This window comes from Weissella tructae (genome assembly GCF_000732905.1).
Classification (GTDB): Bacteria; Bacillota; Bacilli; order Lactobacillales; family Lactobacillaceae; genus Weissella; species Weissella tructae.
The window spans coordinates 73,259-90,916 of the sequence record NZ_CP007588.1 but is presented as its reverse complement, the minus strand read 5'-3'; the positions used below and the strand labels follow the sequence as shown (position 1 = coordinate 90,916).

At 41.5% G+C, this 17,658-nt stretch carries 15 protein-coding genes; 1 reads left to right on the top strand and 14 read right to left on the bottom strand.

What is annotated here, in order from left to right:
• Positions 1-158 precede the first annotated feature (158 nt).
• The 12 genes from WS08_RS00435 to WS08_RS00380 form a co-directional block, all read right to left on the bottom strand.
• Complete coding sequence (locus WS08_RS00435) at positions 159-1,136, bottom strand: Ppx/GppA phosphatase family protein (RefSeq protein WP_242840319.1); 978 nt, start codon at positions 1,134-1,136, stop codon at positions 159-161.
• Entirely contained in the window at positions 1,108-2,124 is a 1,017-nt protein-coding gene (gene trpS, locus WS08_RS00430) for a tryptophan--tRNA ligase (RefSeq protein WP_009495679.1), read from the bottom strand. The genes WS08_RS00435 and trpS overlap by 29 nt, the downstream gene beginning before the upstream one ends.
• A 79-nt stretch (positions 2,125-2,203) precedes the next feature.
• Positions 2,204-4,498, bottom strand: coding sequence for an RNA polymerase recycling motor HelD (helD, locus tag WS08_RS00425; protein ID WP_009495680.1), 2,295 nt, complete (start codon positions 4,496-4,498; stop codon positions 2,204-2,206).
• 60 nt (positions 4,499-4,558) lie between these two features.
• Positions 4,559-4,918: a type II toxin-antitoxin system PemK/MazF family toxin gene (locus WS08_RS00420; RefSeq protein ID WP_009495681.1), complete on the bottom strand. Its 360-nt coding sequence runs from the start codon at positions 4,916-4,918 to the stop codon at positions 4,559-4,561.
• Between the two features lie 27 nt (positions 4,919-4,945).
• A complete protein-coding gene (gene alr, locus WS08_RS00415) occupies positions 4,946-6,082 on the bottom strand; it encodes an alanine racemase (RefSeq protein ID WP_009495682.1) in 1,137 nt (378 codons plus the stop codon).
• Positions 6,072-6,443 carry a holo-ACP synthase gene (acpS, locus tag WS08_RS06955; protein ID WP_009495683.1) on the bottom strand — a complete coding sequence of 124 codons (372 nt, stop codon included), beginning with the start codon at positions 6,441-6,443 and terminating at the stop codon, positions 6,072-6,074. Before acpS ends, alr begins: the two co-directional genes overlap by 11 nt.
• 116 nt (positions 6,444-6,559) lie before the next feature.
• Positions 6,560-8,146 carry a degradosome RNA helicase CshA gene (locus WS08_RS00405; protein ID WP_009495684.1) on the bottom strand — a complete coding sequence of 529 codons (1,587 nt, stop codon included), beginning with the start codon at positions 8,144-8,146 and terminating at the stop codon, positions 6,560-6,562.
• A 222-nt stretch (positions 8,147-8,368) separates the two neighbouring features.
• On the bottom strand, positions 8,369-9,631 hold the full coding sequence (locus tag WS08_RS00400) for a UDP-N-acetylglucosamine 1-carboxyvinyltransferase (RefSeq protein WP_038528001.1): 1,263 nt from the start codon (positions 9,629-9,631) through the stop codon (positions 8,369-8,371).
• Positions 9,632-9,904: 273 nt separating this feature from the next.
• The gene (locus tag WS08_RS00395) at positions 9,905-11,518 is read right to left on the bottom strand and encodes a CTP synthase (protein WP_009495686.1); all 1,614 of its coding nucleotides are present in this window, start codon (positions 11,516-11,518) and stop codon (positions 9,905-9,907) included.
• A 164-nt stretch (positions 11,519-11,682) separates the two neighbouring features.
• Positions 11,683-12,264: a DNA-directed RNA polymerase subunit delta gene (gene rpoE / locus WS08_RS00390; RefSeq protein WP_009495687.1), complete on the bottom strand. Its 582-nt coding sequence runs from the start codon at positions 12,262-12,264 to the stop codon at positions 11,683-11,685.
• Positions 12,265-12,361: 97 nt separating this feature from the next.
• Positions 12,362-13,174 (bottom strand): Cof-type HAD-IIB family hydrolase, encoded by an 813-nt coding sequence (locus WS08_RS00385; RefSeq protein ID WP_009495688.1) that lies wholly within the window; start codon positions 13,172-13,174, stop codon positions 12,362-12,364.
• A 29-nt stretch (positions 13,175-13,203) separates the two neighbouring features.
• Positions 13,204-14,568: an HD domain-containing protein gene (locus WS08_RS00380; RefSeq protein WP_009495689.1), complete on the bottom strand. Its 1,365-nt coding sequence runs from the start codon at positions 14,566-14,568 to the stop codon at positions 13,204-13,206.
• Positions 14,569-14,743: 175 nt separating this feature from the next.
• Between WS08_RS00380 and WS08_RS00375 the strand changes: the two genes are divergently transcribed.
• Positions 14,744-15,172 carry a YwiB family protein gene (locus WS08_RS00375; RefSeq protein WP_009495690.1) on the top strand — a complete coding sequence of 143 codons (429 nt, stop codon included), beginning with the start codon at positions 14,744-14,746 and terminating at the stop codon, positions 15,170-15,172.
• Positions 15,173-15,426: 254 nt separating this feature from the next.
• Here WS08_RS00375 and WS08_RS00370 read toward each other — a convergent pair whose 3' ends face one another.
• Together WS08_RS00370 and WS08_RS00365 are read right to left on the bottom strand one after the other, a co-directional pair.
• Complete coding sequence (locus tag WS08_RS00370; RefSeq protein WP_038536379.1) at positions 15,427-16,566, bottom strand: S1C family serine protease; 1,140 nt, start codon at positions 16,564-16,566, stop codon at positions 15,427-15,429.
• 290 nt (positions 16,567-16,856) lie between these two features.
• Positions 16,857-17,633, bottom strand: a complete 777-nt coding sequence (locus tag WS08_RS00365; RefSeq protein WP_038527995.1) for an MBL fold metallo-hydrolase — start codon at positions 17,631-17,633, stop codon at positions 16,857-16,859.
• Positions 17,634-17,658: the final 25 nt, after the last annotated feature.

Below are 17,658 nucleotides of genomic sequence, written 5' to 3'. Positions count from 1 at the left end.
TTTCAATGTTTTTCACTAATAAATTCACATAATATCAGATATTTTTCTCCACATTTTCACAAAGACCGATATGAAAAAACACATTCAATATAACTATTTTTTCATATAAAAAAGGTTACGACGTCATCCATCGCAACCTTTATATAATATAAATATTATCAGTATTGTTTTTTGTATTCTTGCAACAAACCTTCACGTACGCCAGAAGATGAAAACAAAACTTCTTTTGCCCCAGTTTGATTCAAAAGCACTACTAAAGGCACCAACCCACCCAACATAATGTCGGCACGATTAGCATCTTTATTCAACAATACACGACGTTCTGAGCACGGCATCAAGACCATCTCTTTAAAAATTTGGATAATATCAGCCGCCTGCATCCTGTACCCATGAAAATCATTTGAGTTTGAAAGACCTTTACGTTCACGATCCAGTCTAGCTAGCACACGGTTTGCGCCACCAAGAAGCACCACAGGTCGGTCTCCTTGCGGCTTAATCCAGCCTAAATCGAAATATTGTTGCTGCACAGATTTCATTGCACTTTCAACTGAAGACAATTCAACCGTTTCCAAATTCAAATTGAATTTTTCAGATAAATTCACAGCCCCAAATGGTAAACTTGTTAAATTTTGATCTGCCTGCGACACAATATCAGCTAATTCAACACTAGCACCACCTGTATCTAGTAACCAGGCATCTTCGACGTCTGGCAATGATGTTACAACACCTAAATAATCATAATAAGCCTCTTCATCACCTGACAAGACTTGAATATCAAGATTTATCGCTTGCTTTACATGTGCTAAAAATTCACTTTGATTTGTTGCTTCACGTACTGCAGCAGTTGCAATTCCTCGAACTTTAACATTCGGATATTGCATGTAAACATCTTGAAATTCACGTAAGGCATCCAAGACACGGTTAATTGCATCAGTCGTCAAAGCGCCTGCATTTTCTTGCATCCCTTCAGCAAGACGCGTATCAATCTTTCGACGCTTCAACTCTCGGAATTCACCATCACCTTGTAGTTCTTCGACCACCATTCGGGTTGAGTTAGATCCTAAATCAACAATCGCTAAATAACTTCCCATGTCATTTATCCTTACTTTAGTTCCAGTAGTTAATTCCCATTGCATCACGAACTTCTTGCATGGTTACTTCAGCAGCAGCACGCGCTTTAGCTGATCCTTCAGCTAACATTTGCATAACTGCTTCAGGATTTTCAGCTAACTTTGCACGGCGTTCACGAATTGGGCCCAATTCATTGTTCAATACTTCAAACAAGTACTTCTTAATCTTCATATCACCCAAACCACCAGCTTGGTATTGAGCCTTCAACTCCGCAACCTTTTCAGTATCAGGATCAAAGATATCCAAGTATGTGAATACCATGTTTCCTTCAACGTGTCCTGGATCTTCCACATGAAGGTGTGTTGGGTCAGTGTACATTGACTTAACCTTAGTCCACAATGTTTCTTCGTCATCAGCTAAGTAAATAGCATTTCCTAATGACTTAGACATCTTAGCATCCCCATCAAGCCCTGGAATACGCCCGTGTCCCTTTGGTGGGAAAACTGCTTCTGGCTCAACCAAAATATCTCCGTAATAGTTGTTAAATGTACGGATAATTTCACGAGATTGTTCAATCATCGGTTCTTGGTCATCCCCAACCGGGACAACTTCACCCTTAAACAAGGCGATGTCCGCTGCTTGAGAAACTGGGTATGTAAAGAATCCAGCTGGAATTGAACTACCAAATCCTTTTTGTTGAATTTCCGCCTTCACAGTTGGGTTACGTTGCAAACGTGCAACTGTCACCAAATTCAAGAAATATTCTGTTAATTCTGACAACGCAGGGACAGAAGTTTGAATAAAGATAGTTGTCTTACTTGGATCAATCCCAATAGCAAGGTAGTCTAGCGCAACTTGCAATACTGAATTATGAACCTTTTCTGGGTCGCGAGCATTGTCTGTAAATGCTTGCTTATCCGCAATCATAATAAATGGTGTATAGTCACCTGAATTTTGCATCGCAACACGGTTCTTTAATGAACCAACATAATGCCCAATGTGCAATTGCCCAGTTGGGCGATCACCTGTTAATAGTACTTTTTTATTTGTCATGATATTTTCCTTTTCATGCCTGTAGAGTTACTCGTCTCTTTTATTGTAAGAGTTTTCACACGTAATCTCAACGACTATTTCACTTTAAAGTTATATACGACATAACCGTTTCAAGCAATGGTGTTGCAGGTCCTTTAGAAATCAAATGCAATTCATGCATTGCTCGAGAGGCCAAAGTATACAACAAACCAACTGATTCATCATCTGGATAATTTTCAGCTGAAACATCGTATCCAACAACTGCATCAAACTCTAATCCTTTAGCCAAATAAATCGGCAAAACCAAGACATGTTCATCACGTGTTCGATCTTCATTTTCAATAACTTGATGTTGAATCTCAAAACGACGTAACGCTTCACCTACAATATGCGCATCCTGTTGTGTCTTAGTCACAACCGCAACAGTTTGCTGCCTCGTTTGAATATCGCCAATCAAAGTGGCCAATTCTTCAGAAATATCATCCATAGATAACACACTTAATTCAGGTTTGGCACCATGACGTTCAAAACTAACAATCTCATCCCCATCAGGTAACAACGCTTTGGCAAAATCCATAATCTCAGTCGTTGAACGATACGACTTATTTAATTGCACGAAACTTACGCGTTGATCACCAAAGATTGTTTTATACTTTCCTAGGAGCTCACTAGGTGTTTCTACCGCACGGAATAACGCTTGTTCTGCATCACCTAACAATGTAAATTTCGCACGCGGGAAGGCGTGTTTCAAATACAACATCTGCAATTGTGTATAATCTTGCATCTCGTCCACAAAGATATACTGCATATATTGGTTAGTTCCAGCACCAGTCATTAAATCACGTAGATACAAAACCGGAATCGCATCTTCATAATCAATTTTATGCAGCTCTAATTGTTGGCTATAGCGTTCCGCCTTCAATGCCCACCAATCCGCATTCAGAGTTGCATATTGCATGTCGCCAAGCGCCACAAGAAAATCAGCGTATTGCGCGTATACATCAACAAAAGCAAAATTATAAACTGCATCATCTACACTACGTAAGCGCTCAGCAACATATCGTTGTGCAACCTCTTCATGAATGGCATGAGTATCCTCATCATCCATTAAATCACCATCTTGATTCAATCGTAGGGCTTGATACTCTTGATTACTCAATGCATCCAATCCCAACTCAACCCATTCATCATGGATTAACTCAGTATATTGTTCCGTCAGGCGCTCCAAAAAGACCTCTTGCGTCATTTTCATGCGTTCCACGAAAGAATACGCTGCCGGGAACGAAGCAAACACCTCTTTAAATTCATCGGCGCTAAACCAAATTTCATCATCAAAATAAACATCCGCAAAACGAACTTCTTGCGGGCGTACCTGAGATAAATAATTCACCAAACAGTCATACAATTCAGGGGCTTCTATGGCTGTTGTCATCGCTTGTCGAGCTGTTTGTACGACTTCATCAGCATGTTCATAACGTTCAAACAGAGTCTGTACTTGCAACCCTTGTAGACGAGCGCTCAAAAATTCATGTAGCGTTACCTGACGCATATTTCGTTCACCCAATGAGGGTAAAACATCCGCAATATAACTTGAAAACAATCGATTCGGTGAAAAGAGAACAATTTGATCAGAGTTTAATTCTTCACGTGCATGGAAAAGTAAAAATGCAATTCGTTGCAAAATCGCTGACGTCTTCCCCGACCCAGCAACTCCTTGAACAACTAACAAATCACTTTCCGTATCTCGAATAATACGATTTTGTTCTTGTTGAATCGTCGCCACAATATTATGCATTGTGTCATCGTTTTGTTGCCCCAATGTATATTGCAGCATTTCGTCACCAATGGTCACATCCGTATCAAACATATTCACAATTTCACCGTCTTCGATGGTGAATTGACGCTTCTTTTCCAAAAACGCTTCTTGTTCCCCTACGGGTGTTGGATATGTAACTTTCCCCAAGACCCCGTTATAATAGACTCCACTAATCGGCGCGCGCCAATCATTAATCAAAAAGTCACCGTCTTCTCCCTGCAAAGACGCTAAACCAATATATAATTTTTCTTTATAACCATCTTCCACTAAGTTAACGCGACCAAAATAAGGACTTCCCGTCAAAGTTTTCAATGTTTGCAGCTTTTTCTGCATAATGTTTTCGGTTTCAGTAACACGTGCCACAATATTACGTTGTTGCTGAATTTCAGCGTTGGTTTCCATGGAATCGTCTTCTTCAAGAGTATTAATAGACGTATTCGCACCATAATTTCGTTCAACGGCACTAGTTTCTGCATGAGCTTTCTCATATTCCAACTCACTATCAACCAATTGTGTGGCCAATTCTTCATTCACAACTACTAAACGCTGACGTTCCAACTGCCATTCTTGCTCTTCCATCGTCGACTCCTTTTCAAAGTATGCAAAAAAGGTATCGGTTCCCCAATACCTTTTATTGTTTTATACATTCACACTAACTGCGATAGCCTTGTTCAGTTCCGTCACAATTTTCCCCGGTAACATACCGATTTTATCTTGCAGACGTTGCTTATCAATCGTTCTAATTTGTTCACACAAAATAACAGAATTACGATTCACTCCGGTTAGCTTTGTCTCAGCTGGCAATGCCACATGTGTTGGCATTTTCGGCTTAGAAATTCGTGCCGTAATTGGCGCAACAATCACCGTTGGTGAATAACGATTCCCCACATTGTTTTGAATAATCACAGCTGGACGTTGTCCACCTTGTTCCGATCCTACAACCGGGTCTAAATTAATGAAGAAGACATCGCCTCTTTTTACTTCTACTTCTTTACCCATCCCATCACTACTCCTAAATAATTCATTCTACTCAATAACTCGACGTGGTAGGCGTTGTGCCATACTTGTCGCAATTTCATACGGAATTGTATTTAATTCATCCGCTAAATCTTCCAAGCTAATTACTTCATTGTCGACTGACCCCAATAACGTGACTACCGTCCCTAATGGTAGTTCTTCAGGCAAACGAATCATCATTTGATCCATCGCAACACGCCCTACAACAGGCGCTTTACGTCCGTCCGGCAATAATACATATGTTCCCTGTAAAGCACGACGATACCCATCCGCATAGCCAATTGGCACCGTAGCAATCCATTCATCAGTTTCCGTTGTATACGTGGCTCCATATGAAATTGAAGTACCCGCCGGAACATGTTTAATATGTACAAGCTCCGCCTTCAAACTCATCACTGGTTGTAAATCACGATTTGGAAGCGCTCCTTGCGAGGCATCAAATCCGTACATAGCCGCACCAACACGAATCATGTCATCACTTGGTTGTTCATGCCACAATGATGTCGCTGAATTTGCCAAATGACGCCAAACATCGTCTGATAAAGGTAGCCCATCAACACGTTCATGCCACGTAGTTAATTGCTTCTGGAAATATGAATCGCTCGTCTCATCCGCTGTGGCAAAATGCGTCCAAATAGATTGAATACGCATTTTATCAGAGGCGTTGACCCATTCCGCAGCCTGCAATAATTGTTCATTATCGGTAAATCCGATACGTCCCATACCCGTGTCAACAACAAGGGCAATTTGAAGCTCATCATCCATATGCAATTGTTCATTAGCTTCAAGTAACCACGCATTAGTAGCTACCGCTGGAATTAGATTATATTCTGACAGTAAACGTGCATGCTTCGCATCTGTAATTCCTAAAATAAACACAGGAACACTTACGCCAAATTGACGTAACCAAATACCCTCATCCATTGTCGCAACTGCTAAACAATCCGCTCCAGCTTTCAATACTGCTGGTACAACTTGCGCTAAACCATGCCCGTAAGCATTAGCCTTCACAACCGCACAAAATCGCTTCGCATCTGTCAATTGTCGAACATATTTCACGTTATGTATTAATGCTGACTCAGATATTTCTAACCAAGCCGGGCGATGTACCGCAATTGGCGCACCCATCATTTCATTATCTTTCATCTTCTCGCTCCAAAATCACTGAGGTAAAGACCGTGTCAGCGCTATGCGAAATAGACACATGAACGCGAATCTCTTCTTGATTCGGATATTTAACAAACACCGGTTCACCTGACTCGCCAGTAACAATCTCCAAGTCATGCCAACCTAATCCTTGACTCATACCCGTGCCGATAGCCTTACTAAACGCTTCTTTAGCCGAAAAACGACCTGTCAAAAATTCATTTTGATGCTTGCCACGTTTTCGATCATAGAGTGCCATTTCAGCCGTAGTCAAAATAGTGGCCGGGAAGCGCGCTTGGCGTTCCACCACTTTTGCAACAGCTGTAATCGATTGTACATCTACTCCATGGCCTAAAATCATGACAATATTCCTCTATCTTGATTATACTATACAGGCCTTTATCTGTGGCACTATTTAGCGTGATTTTCACAAACAAAAAACCCCAAGTGGTATACACTTGAGGTTTTCATTTGATATTAATCGTTGTTACGGATTACGAAATCGCGTGAACGACGTTGTCCACCGTTTCCACCTTCACGACGTGATGATCCACCATTACGGTTTCCACCTTCGCGACGTGATCCACCGTCACGGCCACCATCGCGTCCACCGTTGCGGTTTCCACCACGGTATCCACCACGACCACCTTCACGACGGTTTCCACCACGGTCACCACCGCGTCCACCATTACGGTTTCCGCCACGGTATCCACCACGACCACCACCTTGTCCACCACGCTTACGTGGCAATGGACGTTCGTGTGATAGTGTAACTGGTGTTTCCATATCTGAAATATCAGCTACGGCACCCAATAGGGCAGCAGCCAATGTTTGTGCGTCGTACTTTTCAACCAAGTTGTTGATTTCTTCTTCAGCCAAGCTTACGTTTGCACGCTTAACCAACTTTTCAACACGATCAGTTGCAGCACCTAGACGTCCAGATACAGCTTCTTCATAAGTAGCTGGCTTCAAAGGCGTCATGCGCTTCTTAGTCAACTTTTCAATGTCCTTCAAGTAGTCCATTTCGGCACTTGTAACGAAAGTTACAGAAGTTCCTTCGGCTCCGGCACGACCAGTACGTCCAATACGGTGAACGTATGATTCTGGGTCTTGTGGAATATCGAAGTTGTAGACGTAGTCCACACCTGAAACGTCCAAACCACGGGCAGCAACGTCAGTCGCAACCAAAATACGTAGTTCGTGGTTCTTGAATTGCTTCAAAACTTGAGAACGCTTTTGTTGAGTCAAGTCACCGTGGATTCCAGCGGCCTTGTAACCACGTAGTTCCAAACCACGAGTCAATTCGTCAACACGACGCTTTGTACGTCCGAACATGATAGCCAACTTAGGTTGTTGCACGTCCAAAATACGAGTCAAAGCATCAAACTTTTCACTTTCCTTAACGCGTACGTAGAATTGTTCAACCAAGTCAGTTGTCAATTCCTTCGCTTCGATTTGGACGTGAATAGGATCCTTCATGAATTGCACACCAATACGCTTGATAGCTGGTGGCATAGTTGCTGAGAATAGCAATGTTTGACGTTGGTCTGGCACTGCCTTCAAGATTGCTTCGATATCATCCAAGAATCCCATGTTCAACATTTCGTCAGCTTCGTCCAAGATCAATGTCTTAACTTGTGACAAATCAATTGTTCCACGACGAATGTGGTCGATCAAACGACCTGGTGTTCCCACAACGATGTGTGCACCATGTTGCAAACCGTTGATTTGGCGACGGATGTCAGCTCCACCAAAGACAGCTTGTACACGAACGCGCTTTTCACGTCCTAGCTTGAACAATTCGTCTTGTGTTTGGATTGCCAATTCACGTGTTGGTGAGACAACCAAGGCTTGAGGCTTAGTATCTGTCGTGTCAATCATTTCCAAGATTGGTAGACCAAAGGCAGCTGTCTTACCAGTACCTGTTTGGGCTTGACCAATGACGTCTTTTCCATCCAAAGTCAATGGAATTGTCTTTTCTTGGATAGGTGTTGCTTCTTCATAACCATGCTTTTCAATGGCTGTTAATAGGTCTTTTGTTAGACCCAACTCTGAAAACTTCAAAATTTTTCCTCCGATGACAATACCGGGTGTATTGTCCTACATTGTTTTTAAACAATCCAAGCTAGGCACAATCCGGTGCCCGTGATGCGCTTAGTTGTTTTACGATTTTTTTGTAACTTGTCTAGTCTATCGTTATATCCATCATTTTGCAAGGGCTAATATAAACAAAGCAAAATAAAAATCTCAAACCCTATGATTTGAGATTTTTACCACATATTTAAATTAGTCTTCTACTATTTCAATATCTGCATTCAAGTTAGTCAACTTAGTGATGATGTGGTCATATCCACGCAAAACGTGTTCTGCATCTTCAACGATTGTTTCACCATCAGACATCAATCCAGCGATCACCAAAGCTGCTCCGGCGCGAATTTCAGCAGCCTTAACAACAGCTCCTTCCATCTTGTCAGTGTGACCAATTGTAATCAATCCTGATTCATTTGATTCGATAACCATCCCCAAACTATTTAGTTCAGGCACGTGACGTGTACGAGCTGGGTAGATTGTTTCAACAATCTTACTTTCACCTTGTGCACGGCTCAACAATGGTGTGATTGGTTGTTGCAAGTCAGTCGCGAAACTTGGGTATGGTGCAGTCTTCACTGTGATTGGCTTCAAGTCCTTTGAAGCAGGCACATAAATACTGTCATCACGAACATCAAGTTCAACTCCCATTTCAATCATCTTTGAAATGAAGGCTTCCATATGTTCAGGAATCACGTTCTTAACCAAGACACCTTCACCTTGCGCAGCCGCAATTGAAAGGTATGTCCCAGCTTCAATACGGTCAGGAATAATTGTGTGTGTTGCTTGTGAACCAAGATGTTCAACTCCTGCAATACGGATAACATCTGTTCCCGCACCACGCACATCAGCACCCATGTTATTCAAGAACATTGCCAAATCAATAATTTCTGGTTCCTTAGCAGCGTTTTCTAGAATTGTTGTTCCTTCGGCATGAACAGCGGCCAAAATGATGTTCATTGTTGCACCAACTGAGACCATGTCCAAGAAGATACGTGCACCCTTCAAACCATTTTCAGCAACGATATGTACTGTGTCATTTTCTTCAGTAACAGTCGCACCCAAGGCTTCAAATCCCTTAATGTGTTGATCAATTGGACGAGGTCCGATGTTATCTCCACCTGGGAAAGTCACTGTCGCACGTCCAAAACGTCCCAACAATGATCCCATGAAGTAGTATGAGGCACGCAAACTCTTGATTGCTGTTGATGGCAATTCAGCTTCAACGATTTGTGTTGGATCAATCGTCAAGACACCATCCGTAAAGTCAGACTTCACGTTCATTGATTCCAAAATAACTTGTAGGTTGTAAACATCCAAGATATCAGGCACGTTATCAAAACGAACTGGATCTTCTGACAAAATTGCCGCTGGGATCAAGGCAACTGTTGAGTTTTTCGCTCCACCAATTGTGACTTCACCGCTCAAAGGGCGGCCCCCACGAATAACTAGCTTCTTCATTGTGTGTATCCTCTTAAATGCAGACATTACGCCCGCGCCGATTAGGCTTTCATTTTTATTTGTTCTATAATTCTGTGCACTCTAGATATAAGACGAAAAGGCATTCATTATCTAAATGTCACAATCTCAGACATTATCATTAATAAATGAATTAATTTTCACTAGGCACTTCTACTAGTGTACCTTATTTTCACCTAAAATTTAAGAGAAAATTGAATACTTAATAAATACACAAAAAAAGTTGGTAGATTTCTCTACCAACTTTCATGTGAATTAGTTTTTAGCCATCTTTTGGTCCAAAGCAGCCTTAATCAAACCAGCATACAATGGTTCTGCATGGTTTGGACGTGATTGGAATTCAGGATGCGCTTGCGCAGCCATGAAGAAATCATTTTCTGGCAATTCAATCATTTCCATCAAAGTACCATCAGGTGATGTTGCTGAGAACACCATTCCTGCTTCTTCAAAGACATCCTTGAAGTTAATGTTAAATTCATAACGGTGACGGTGACGGTGTTGAACTTCTTGTTGTCCGTAAAGTTCGAACGCCTTCGTACCTTCCTTGATCATTTCTGAGTACAATCCCAAACGTAGTGTTCCACCAATGTTTGTTACTGCCTTTTGATCATTCATCAATGCAATAATTGGGTGGCTTGTTTCTGGATCTAATTCAATTGAGTTAGCCCCTTCGTATCCAAGTACGTTTCGAGCATATTCAACAGTTGCTAGTTGCATACCCAAACATACACCAAGGAATGGTACGTTGTTTACACGAGCATACTTGATAGCTGCTAGCTTACCTTCAGTTCCACGTGTTCCAAATCCACCAGGAACCATCACAGCATCAGCATCCCCTAGGTATTCTTCAACGTTTTCATCTGTAATCAATTCTGAATTAATCGCATTGATTTCAACAGCTGTATCAATGGCATATCCACCCGCACGCAAAGCTTCGTTAACTGAGATATATGCATCTTGCAAATCAGCATACTTTCCAACCAACGCAACCTTAACCTTGTTTGACAAGTTACGGATACCATCAACCATGTTTGTCCAGTCAGTCATGTCGGCTGTTGGTGCATCCAAATGCAATCCCTTCAACACAACATCATCCATACCTTGTTCTTGCATGTTCAAAACAACTTGATACAAGATATCAACGTCCAATGATTCGATAACAGCTTCTGGCGCAACGTCTGTAAACAATGCCAACTTATCACGCATGTCTTGTGAAATTGGGTTTTCAGTACGCACAACCAACATGTCTGGTTGAATACCTAGTGAACGCAATTCAGAAACTGAATGTTGTGTAGGCTTTGTCTTCGCTTCACCAGCCGCACGCAAGAACGGAATCAATGATGTGTGGATGTAGAATACATTTTCTTCACCAACTTCACGCTTCATTTGACGCAAAGCTTCAACGAATGGCAATGATTCGATATCACCCACTGTTCCACCAACTTCAGTAATAACGATGTCGGCGTCAGTTGTCTTACCAGCCATCATCATCTTTTCCTTCAACATGTTCGTGATGTGAGGAATAACTTGTACAGTTGCTCCTTCGTAATCACCATGACGTTCCTTTTCCAAAACTTCAGAATAGATACGTCCAGCAGTGAAGTTTGAGTAGCGGTTAACCGCGATGTCAATAAAACGTTCGTAGTGACCCAAGTCCAAGTCAGTTTCCAAACCATCGTACGTTACGAAAGTTTCACCGTGTTGGTATGGTGACATAGTTCCTGGATCGATGTTGATGTACGGATCAAACTTTTGTACCGCAATCTTAAATCCACGATTCTTCAACAAACGTCCTAGTGACGCTGCGACAATACCCTTACCTAGAGATGAAACAACCCCACCTGTAACGAAAATATATTTAGTTGCCATTAAATTTTCCTCCGTCTGTTTATAAATAATAAAAGCTCCCAACGCATAAATGCTTTGGGAGCTGTTTTTCTACAGTTGAAATGGCTTGTAATCAAATACAAGAGCCCGGAACTTAATAATACAGATAAAGTTCTGTTTTGTCAACATAGAAATTCTTCATAACTTTACTTTTCGATGTCACCTGAGCCGTAATCGTCATCAACTGGTGCAATTCCACCAATTTCTTCACCGATACCACCCGCAACTTCATCAAAGTCGTCGTCTGAATCGTCATCTGAATCATCATCCGCTGCTTCAGCGTCTTCATCTTCATTCTTTGACGTTTCAACCGCACCAAAGTCATCATCTTCAGGATCGTCATCATTGTAGTCGATCACATCGTCATCATCCGCAACGTCGGCCAAGAAGGCGTTAATCTTCTTACGCTTCTTCTTAGGCTTTGCTGTTGCTTCTTCTTCTTCAAGGTCCAAGTGGACAGCTTCGTCAATAGAATCGATAGGATACCATGAACGTAGCCCCCAAACATTATCTCCCAATGAGATAAATGACCCGTCAATATTTAAATCAGTATAGAATTGTGCCAAACGGGCGCGGATTTCATCATCCGTCTTTCCCGTAAATGATTGAACTTCATTTAACAAATCAGAAAACGCCATTGTTTCGTGACGGTCAGACAAAATTGCCCGCGCCACTTCAATCATTGATAATTCTGACTTATTTTGACCTTCAAATTGTGTAATCGCCAAATCAAGCACGTCCTTTCGCAGTTTTACTCAATGTCTAATAATACAATATCTCACACATTTGAGCAACACTCAACCAACAATTAGTCAAGCATTCTCTTTATGCTAAAACAAACTTTTCCAACGCAACCCCGACACCATCTTCGTTTTGCGTTGTTGTTTCTTCTTGCGCAGCTGCCTTAATAGCAGGCACCGCATTACCCATGGCAACACCCAAACCAGCAGCTTCAATCATTGTTAGGTCATTAGCTTGGTCCCCAATAGCCATTGTTTCTGAAATATCTACATTCAAGTGTCCAGCCAAGGTACGCAATGCATTACCCTTACTTGCGGCTTGGTTCAAAACTTCCAAGAATTGTGTACTTGATTGTACAAATGTAAATTCTTGTGCAAAATCAGTCTTATCTAAATCAGCACGAACTTCTTGCAAACGCGCAGCAGGTTCAATGAACATAAACTTAACATAGGCTAATTCTGGGTCCATATCTGCCACATCAACGATGTTCAATGGCATGTTAATCATGTAATTTTCACCACTCGCTGCTGGGTTCACCTTACGACTTGGCGTAAATGCTTCTGCTGAACTCTCAACTTGAATATAGTAGTCATGTTCAACAGCCCAGTCAGCTAACTTAACATAGGCCGCATGATTCAAAGGATTTCCACCAATTGTTGTCCCTGCTGTCGTTTGAATCATAGCACCGTTATATGTCACCACATATTGGTCTTCCAAATTGTTCAATCCCAATTCATCCAGGTATGCTTGCACACCTGTAATGGGACGACCTGTTGTCAAAACGATCTTCACACCAGCTGCAGTTGCTGCTTGAACCGCAGCCTTAACACGAGGCGTGATTTCTTTGGCAGAATTTACCAATGTGTCATCAATATCAATTGTTACTAATTTAATCATCCCAAAACCCTCTATTTCATTAATAATTATTACTTATCAGTTGGCACAACTAGGCGTCCATTACGGACATATCGCTGAAAATCAGTGTAGACATCCGCCATCAAATCACCCGTTGCATCCGTTTGTAACATTTCCTTAGGGAAGAAGAAACGTGCATCCCCAAAAGCTCGCCCCATCAAGGTAGAGACAACTGCACTACCATTTGATAGATCAGTCAGGGTACCATCTTGTGCAATCAACTCAATTTGCGTCTTTGGACTCTTCCCTTGGAGTTGATGATCGCTATACGGTTGATCAAAACTATCATTCTCAGCCGTGTAGTAACGCGGTTCAAACCCCGCGTCGTTAATCAACGCTCGTAACGTAGGTAACAAATGACGGGTCTCATCAGTCACTTCAATTGACTTCAACGGATGACGATCAATAAAACGAGTCGCCAAGTCTGCTAACACCGCATCTGAATGGAATCGCCATTGGCTGATGTCAGCTAACAAGACATTGTCATCTAAACGCAGGTATTCTGACACCGGAATTGCATCCTGGTGCTTAAACGCGACTTGTAAAGCAGGCGAAATAAAATTCTTATCAATACGTGTTGATTTGGCATCTTCCTCAAAGAGATATTGCGCACGCTCTAATAAATGCGTCAATAATATCTCCAACGAACGAGAAACCGGATGGAAGTACACTTGTACATACATTTGATAACGTGAAACAACGTAATCTTCTATGGCATACAATCCTTTTTCTTCAAACGCAATTCCACCCTCGTAAGGGCGCACCATCTGAATAATTCGACTTAAATCAAATTCACCATAGGTCGCACCGGTATAATACGCATCTCGCAACAAATAATCCATTCGATCCGCATCAATTTGACTAGAAATCAATTGCACCACTTGACGGTTGGCATATGTCTTATTAATCACATCTGCCACTTTTTGCGGTAGTTCAGGATCATATGCTTTCAACACCGTATTAATCTGAGTTCCTGGCTCAGTAATAATTGCGCGTGTATAATCTTCATGATTTGTACCAAAAATATGCTCAAATGTATGTGAGTATGGTCCGTGACCTAAGTCATGCAGCAACGCTGCACTCAATAACACAATACGCTCATTCGGGTCCCACAAACCATCACCAGGGACTTTAGTCGCGTGAAATTCTGCTAATTGTTCTGAAAAACGACGGGCAATTTCGTATACACCTAGCGAATGGGAAAAACGAGAATGTTCCGCACCGTGGAAAACAGAATTTGCACTGCCTAATTGCTTAATTCGGCGTAGACGTTGAAATTCAGTTGTGCCGATTAAATCTAAAATAAGTTGATCTTTGACGACAACTGAGTTCAGAACTGGGTCACGAAAAATTGTTTCTTTATTAACTTCTGCCATTGTCTGCCTCCTTTTTCATCGCAATTACTATGTAATAAACATTAAAACGCTTCTTAAAGCCTTATTATATCATCATCCCCACTTCCTTGTCTGGCTTTATCACCAACCATACCTTACTATTCATCGGCTACGAGCGTATAATAAACTCTATAATATTCACACCAAGGAGCTCACCATGCCGCAAGAAACTGCCATCGCCCTAACTGCCATCAGTAAAATCACACAAGAAAACCAAAGCGAAACCATCGAAACAGTTACCTCAGGAACTGCTACCGAGATGGCCAACGCAACCTACATCCGTTACATTGAAGAAACCTCTGTTGATGACACCACTTTACAGACAAACGTGACCATCAAACTTGCAGACGATAACACATTGCAAATTCGTCGTTCAGGTGCTGCGAACGCACGCTTAACGTTTGATTTAACACAACCTACAACAACTCACTACCGCACTGCAGTCGGTAACTTCGTATTTGATATTCACACAAGCGCATTATCAATCAACACAACCGATGGTACATGCCATGTCGCCTACGCTCTTAAGTCAGGCGACGACCTTATTGGTCACTACGATTTCGCTTTAAACTACACAACTGTATAAAATTGCACAAAAAGAAAAAACCTAGTCCAATTGGGCTAGGTTTTTTCTTTTTCATGACCACAAGGGGGTTGTGGCCACAATATCTGTTAGGTCGTTTTCGGGGACAACCTAACTATAATTATGTGGTGGGGACCACATAATTGTTACATTACCTCGGGGAGTAATGGTGTTCAACTATCGTTGACAACATTAAGTATAACGTTTATCCAAAAGCCGAACCAACTTATTTTTTAAAACTTATGTGAGTCTGTGTATTAATTCGACTGTAACTGCAATTGAACCGTCTGTTCTTTACCATCACGATAATATGTTACGGTGATTTTTTCATTCACATCGAACTTATATAACGCATTACGTAAGTCATTTGCATCAGAAACTGAAATATCATTCAACTTCGTAATGACATCAAACTTTTTCAGCCCAGCCTTTTCAGCTGAACCATCGCGGGTCGTCTTGATCACAACAACTCCAGTCTTCACTTTCGTTGGCAATTTTAATACATCCGCTTGATCGACCGAAGAAATATTACTCAAATCATACAAAGAAACACCCAAACTTGGTCGTGTGACTTTACCATCTTTTTCTAATGCTTCAATAATTTTCACAACCGTATTCGCTGGAATCGCAAATCCCATTCCTTCAACTGCCGTTCCGGATTGTGACGTTGACAACTTCATTGAATTAATCCCAACAACTTGCCCCGCCAGATTAACCAATGCACCACCAGAGTTTCCTGGGTTAATCGCTGCGTCAGTTTGAATAACCGTTGTTTTTCCTAGACGTTGTCCATTCGGTGCTTGCGTTTCAATTTCACGTTTTGGCGCAGAAATAATTCCTTCCGTCACAGAAGTAGCGTATTCCGATCCTAATGGAGACCCAATCGCCAATGCTGTTTCACCAGGTTGCAATTGATCAGAATTTGCAAATTTAGCGACATCTTTCACCGCTTTATTCGAAATCTTCAACACCGCCAAATCAGTTTCAACATCTGTCCCAACTAATTCGGCCGGTTCTTTCGTTCCATCTTGCATTAAGATTTGTATTTTCTTAGATCCATCTACAACGTGATTATTCGTCACGACATACGCATCACGACCAGAGCTCTTATAAATAACCCCTGACCCCTCTGACGCCGTCTCTAACAACTCATCACTATTTTGGCTACCTTGGAGATTGATAACTGACACAATTGCACCAGACACCGATTTAAAGGCTTGCGTTGCTTTCGAATCATCTTTCACTGCTGTATCTGCTACTTTCGTATCTGATGAATTAACTACTTTTTCTGTTTTAGGTTCAAAGACACCATAATAAGCACCAAGCCCTACAGAAAGTCCACCACCAATCAATCCAGCCAACAGCGCAATAACGACTGTCTTCATCGTTTTTTTCATGTCACTTCCACTCCCCTTCGTTTCGTATGAGTTCATGGTAGGTCGATTCCCTTTAAGCTGGCTTAACAAAAAAAGGACCTGCCACAATCAGTGGCAGATCCTTATTATTTAAAATAAAAAGCACCAATTTCTTGATGCTCCCGATTTTTAACCCTTACTTAATTTCGTAAGGACTACTCATATTGATAAAACTTCCCGTTCCCAAGATTTATTGTAGCATACCTTAATTTGGGTAACAAGCTAAAAAGCATACATTTTTCAAATTAATCTTAAAATTTTAAAACGGCTTATTAAATATCAATTAATCTTGATGCAGACAGAGGTTCTGTGTTATGCATCAAGAAGTCGTGATTAACCGCAAAGTCTTTCGCTTCCAAAATCCCTTTAACCGTCAAATACGCCAATTCTTGTTGGTTATTTTCCTGACTCAAATGCCCCAAAAAGACATTCTTCGTCCTAGAACCAATAACTTCAGCCAACGCCAACGCACCATCTTCATTAGACAAGTGGCCTTTATCACCTAAAATACGTTGTTTTAAAGACCAAGCATAACTCCCCATGCGTAGCATTTCATAATCATGATTAGATTCAAACAACAACGCATCTGCATTGCGTAATGATGACAACATACGGTCATTGACATACCCAGTATCTGTCAACGCTGCAAACGTCTTATTTGCGTGGTGAAAAGAATAAAATTGTGGATTAGCCGCATCATGCGATACGGAGTAACTTTCAACTTCCAAGTCACCCAAGTCAATAACCTCACCAGGACGACAGATTTTAATATGTTCCGGCGCAATCTTACCAATCTTAGGTGCCATAGCAGCCCAGGTTTCCTCATTCGCATAAATATCCATGTCATATTTACGCGACAAGATACCAACTCCCGCAATATGATCTGAATGTTCATGACTGACAAAAATAGAATCTACATCCGCCAATGAACGATCCACCTCTTGCATTAACCCCTCAATTTTTTTACCAGATAAACCAGCGTCTAATAAAACTTTTCGCCCTGGGGTTTCTACGTACGTCACATTACCCGTACTACTCGACGCTAACATCGAGGCTTTAAAATCACTCACTACA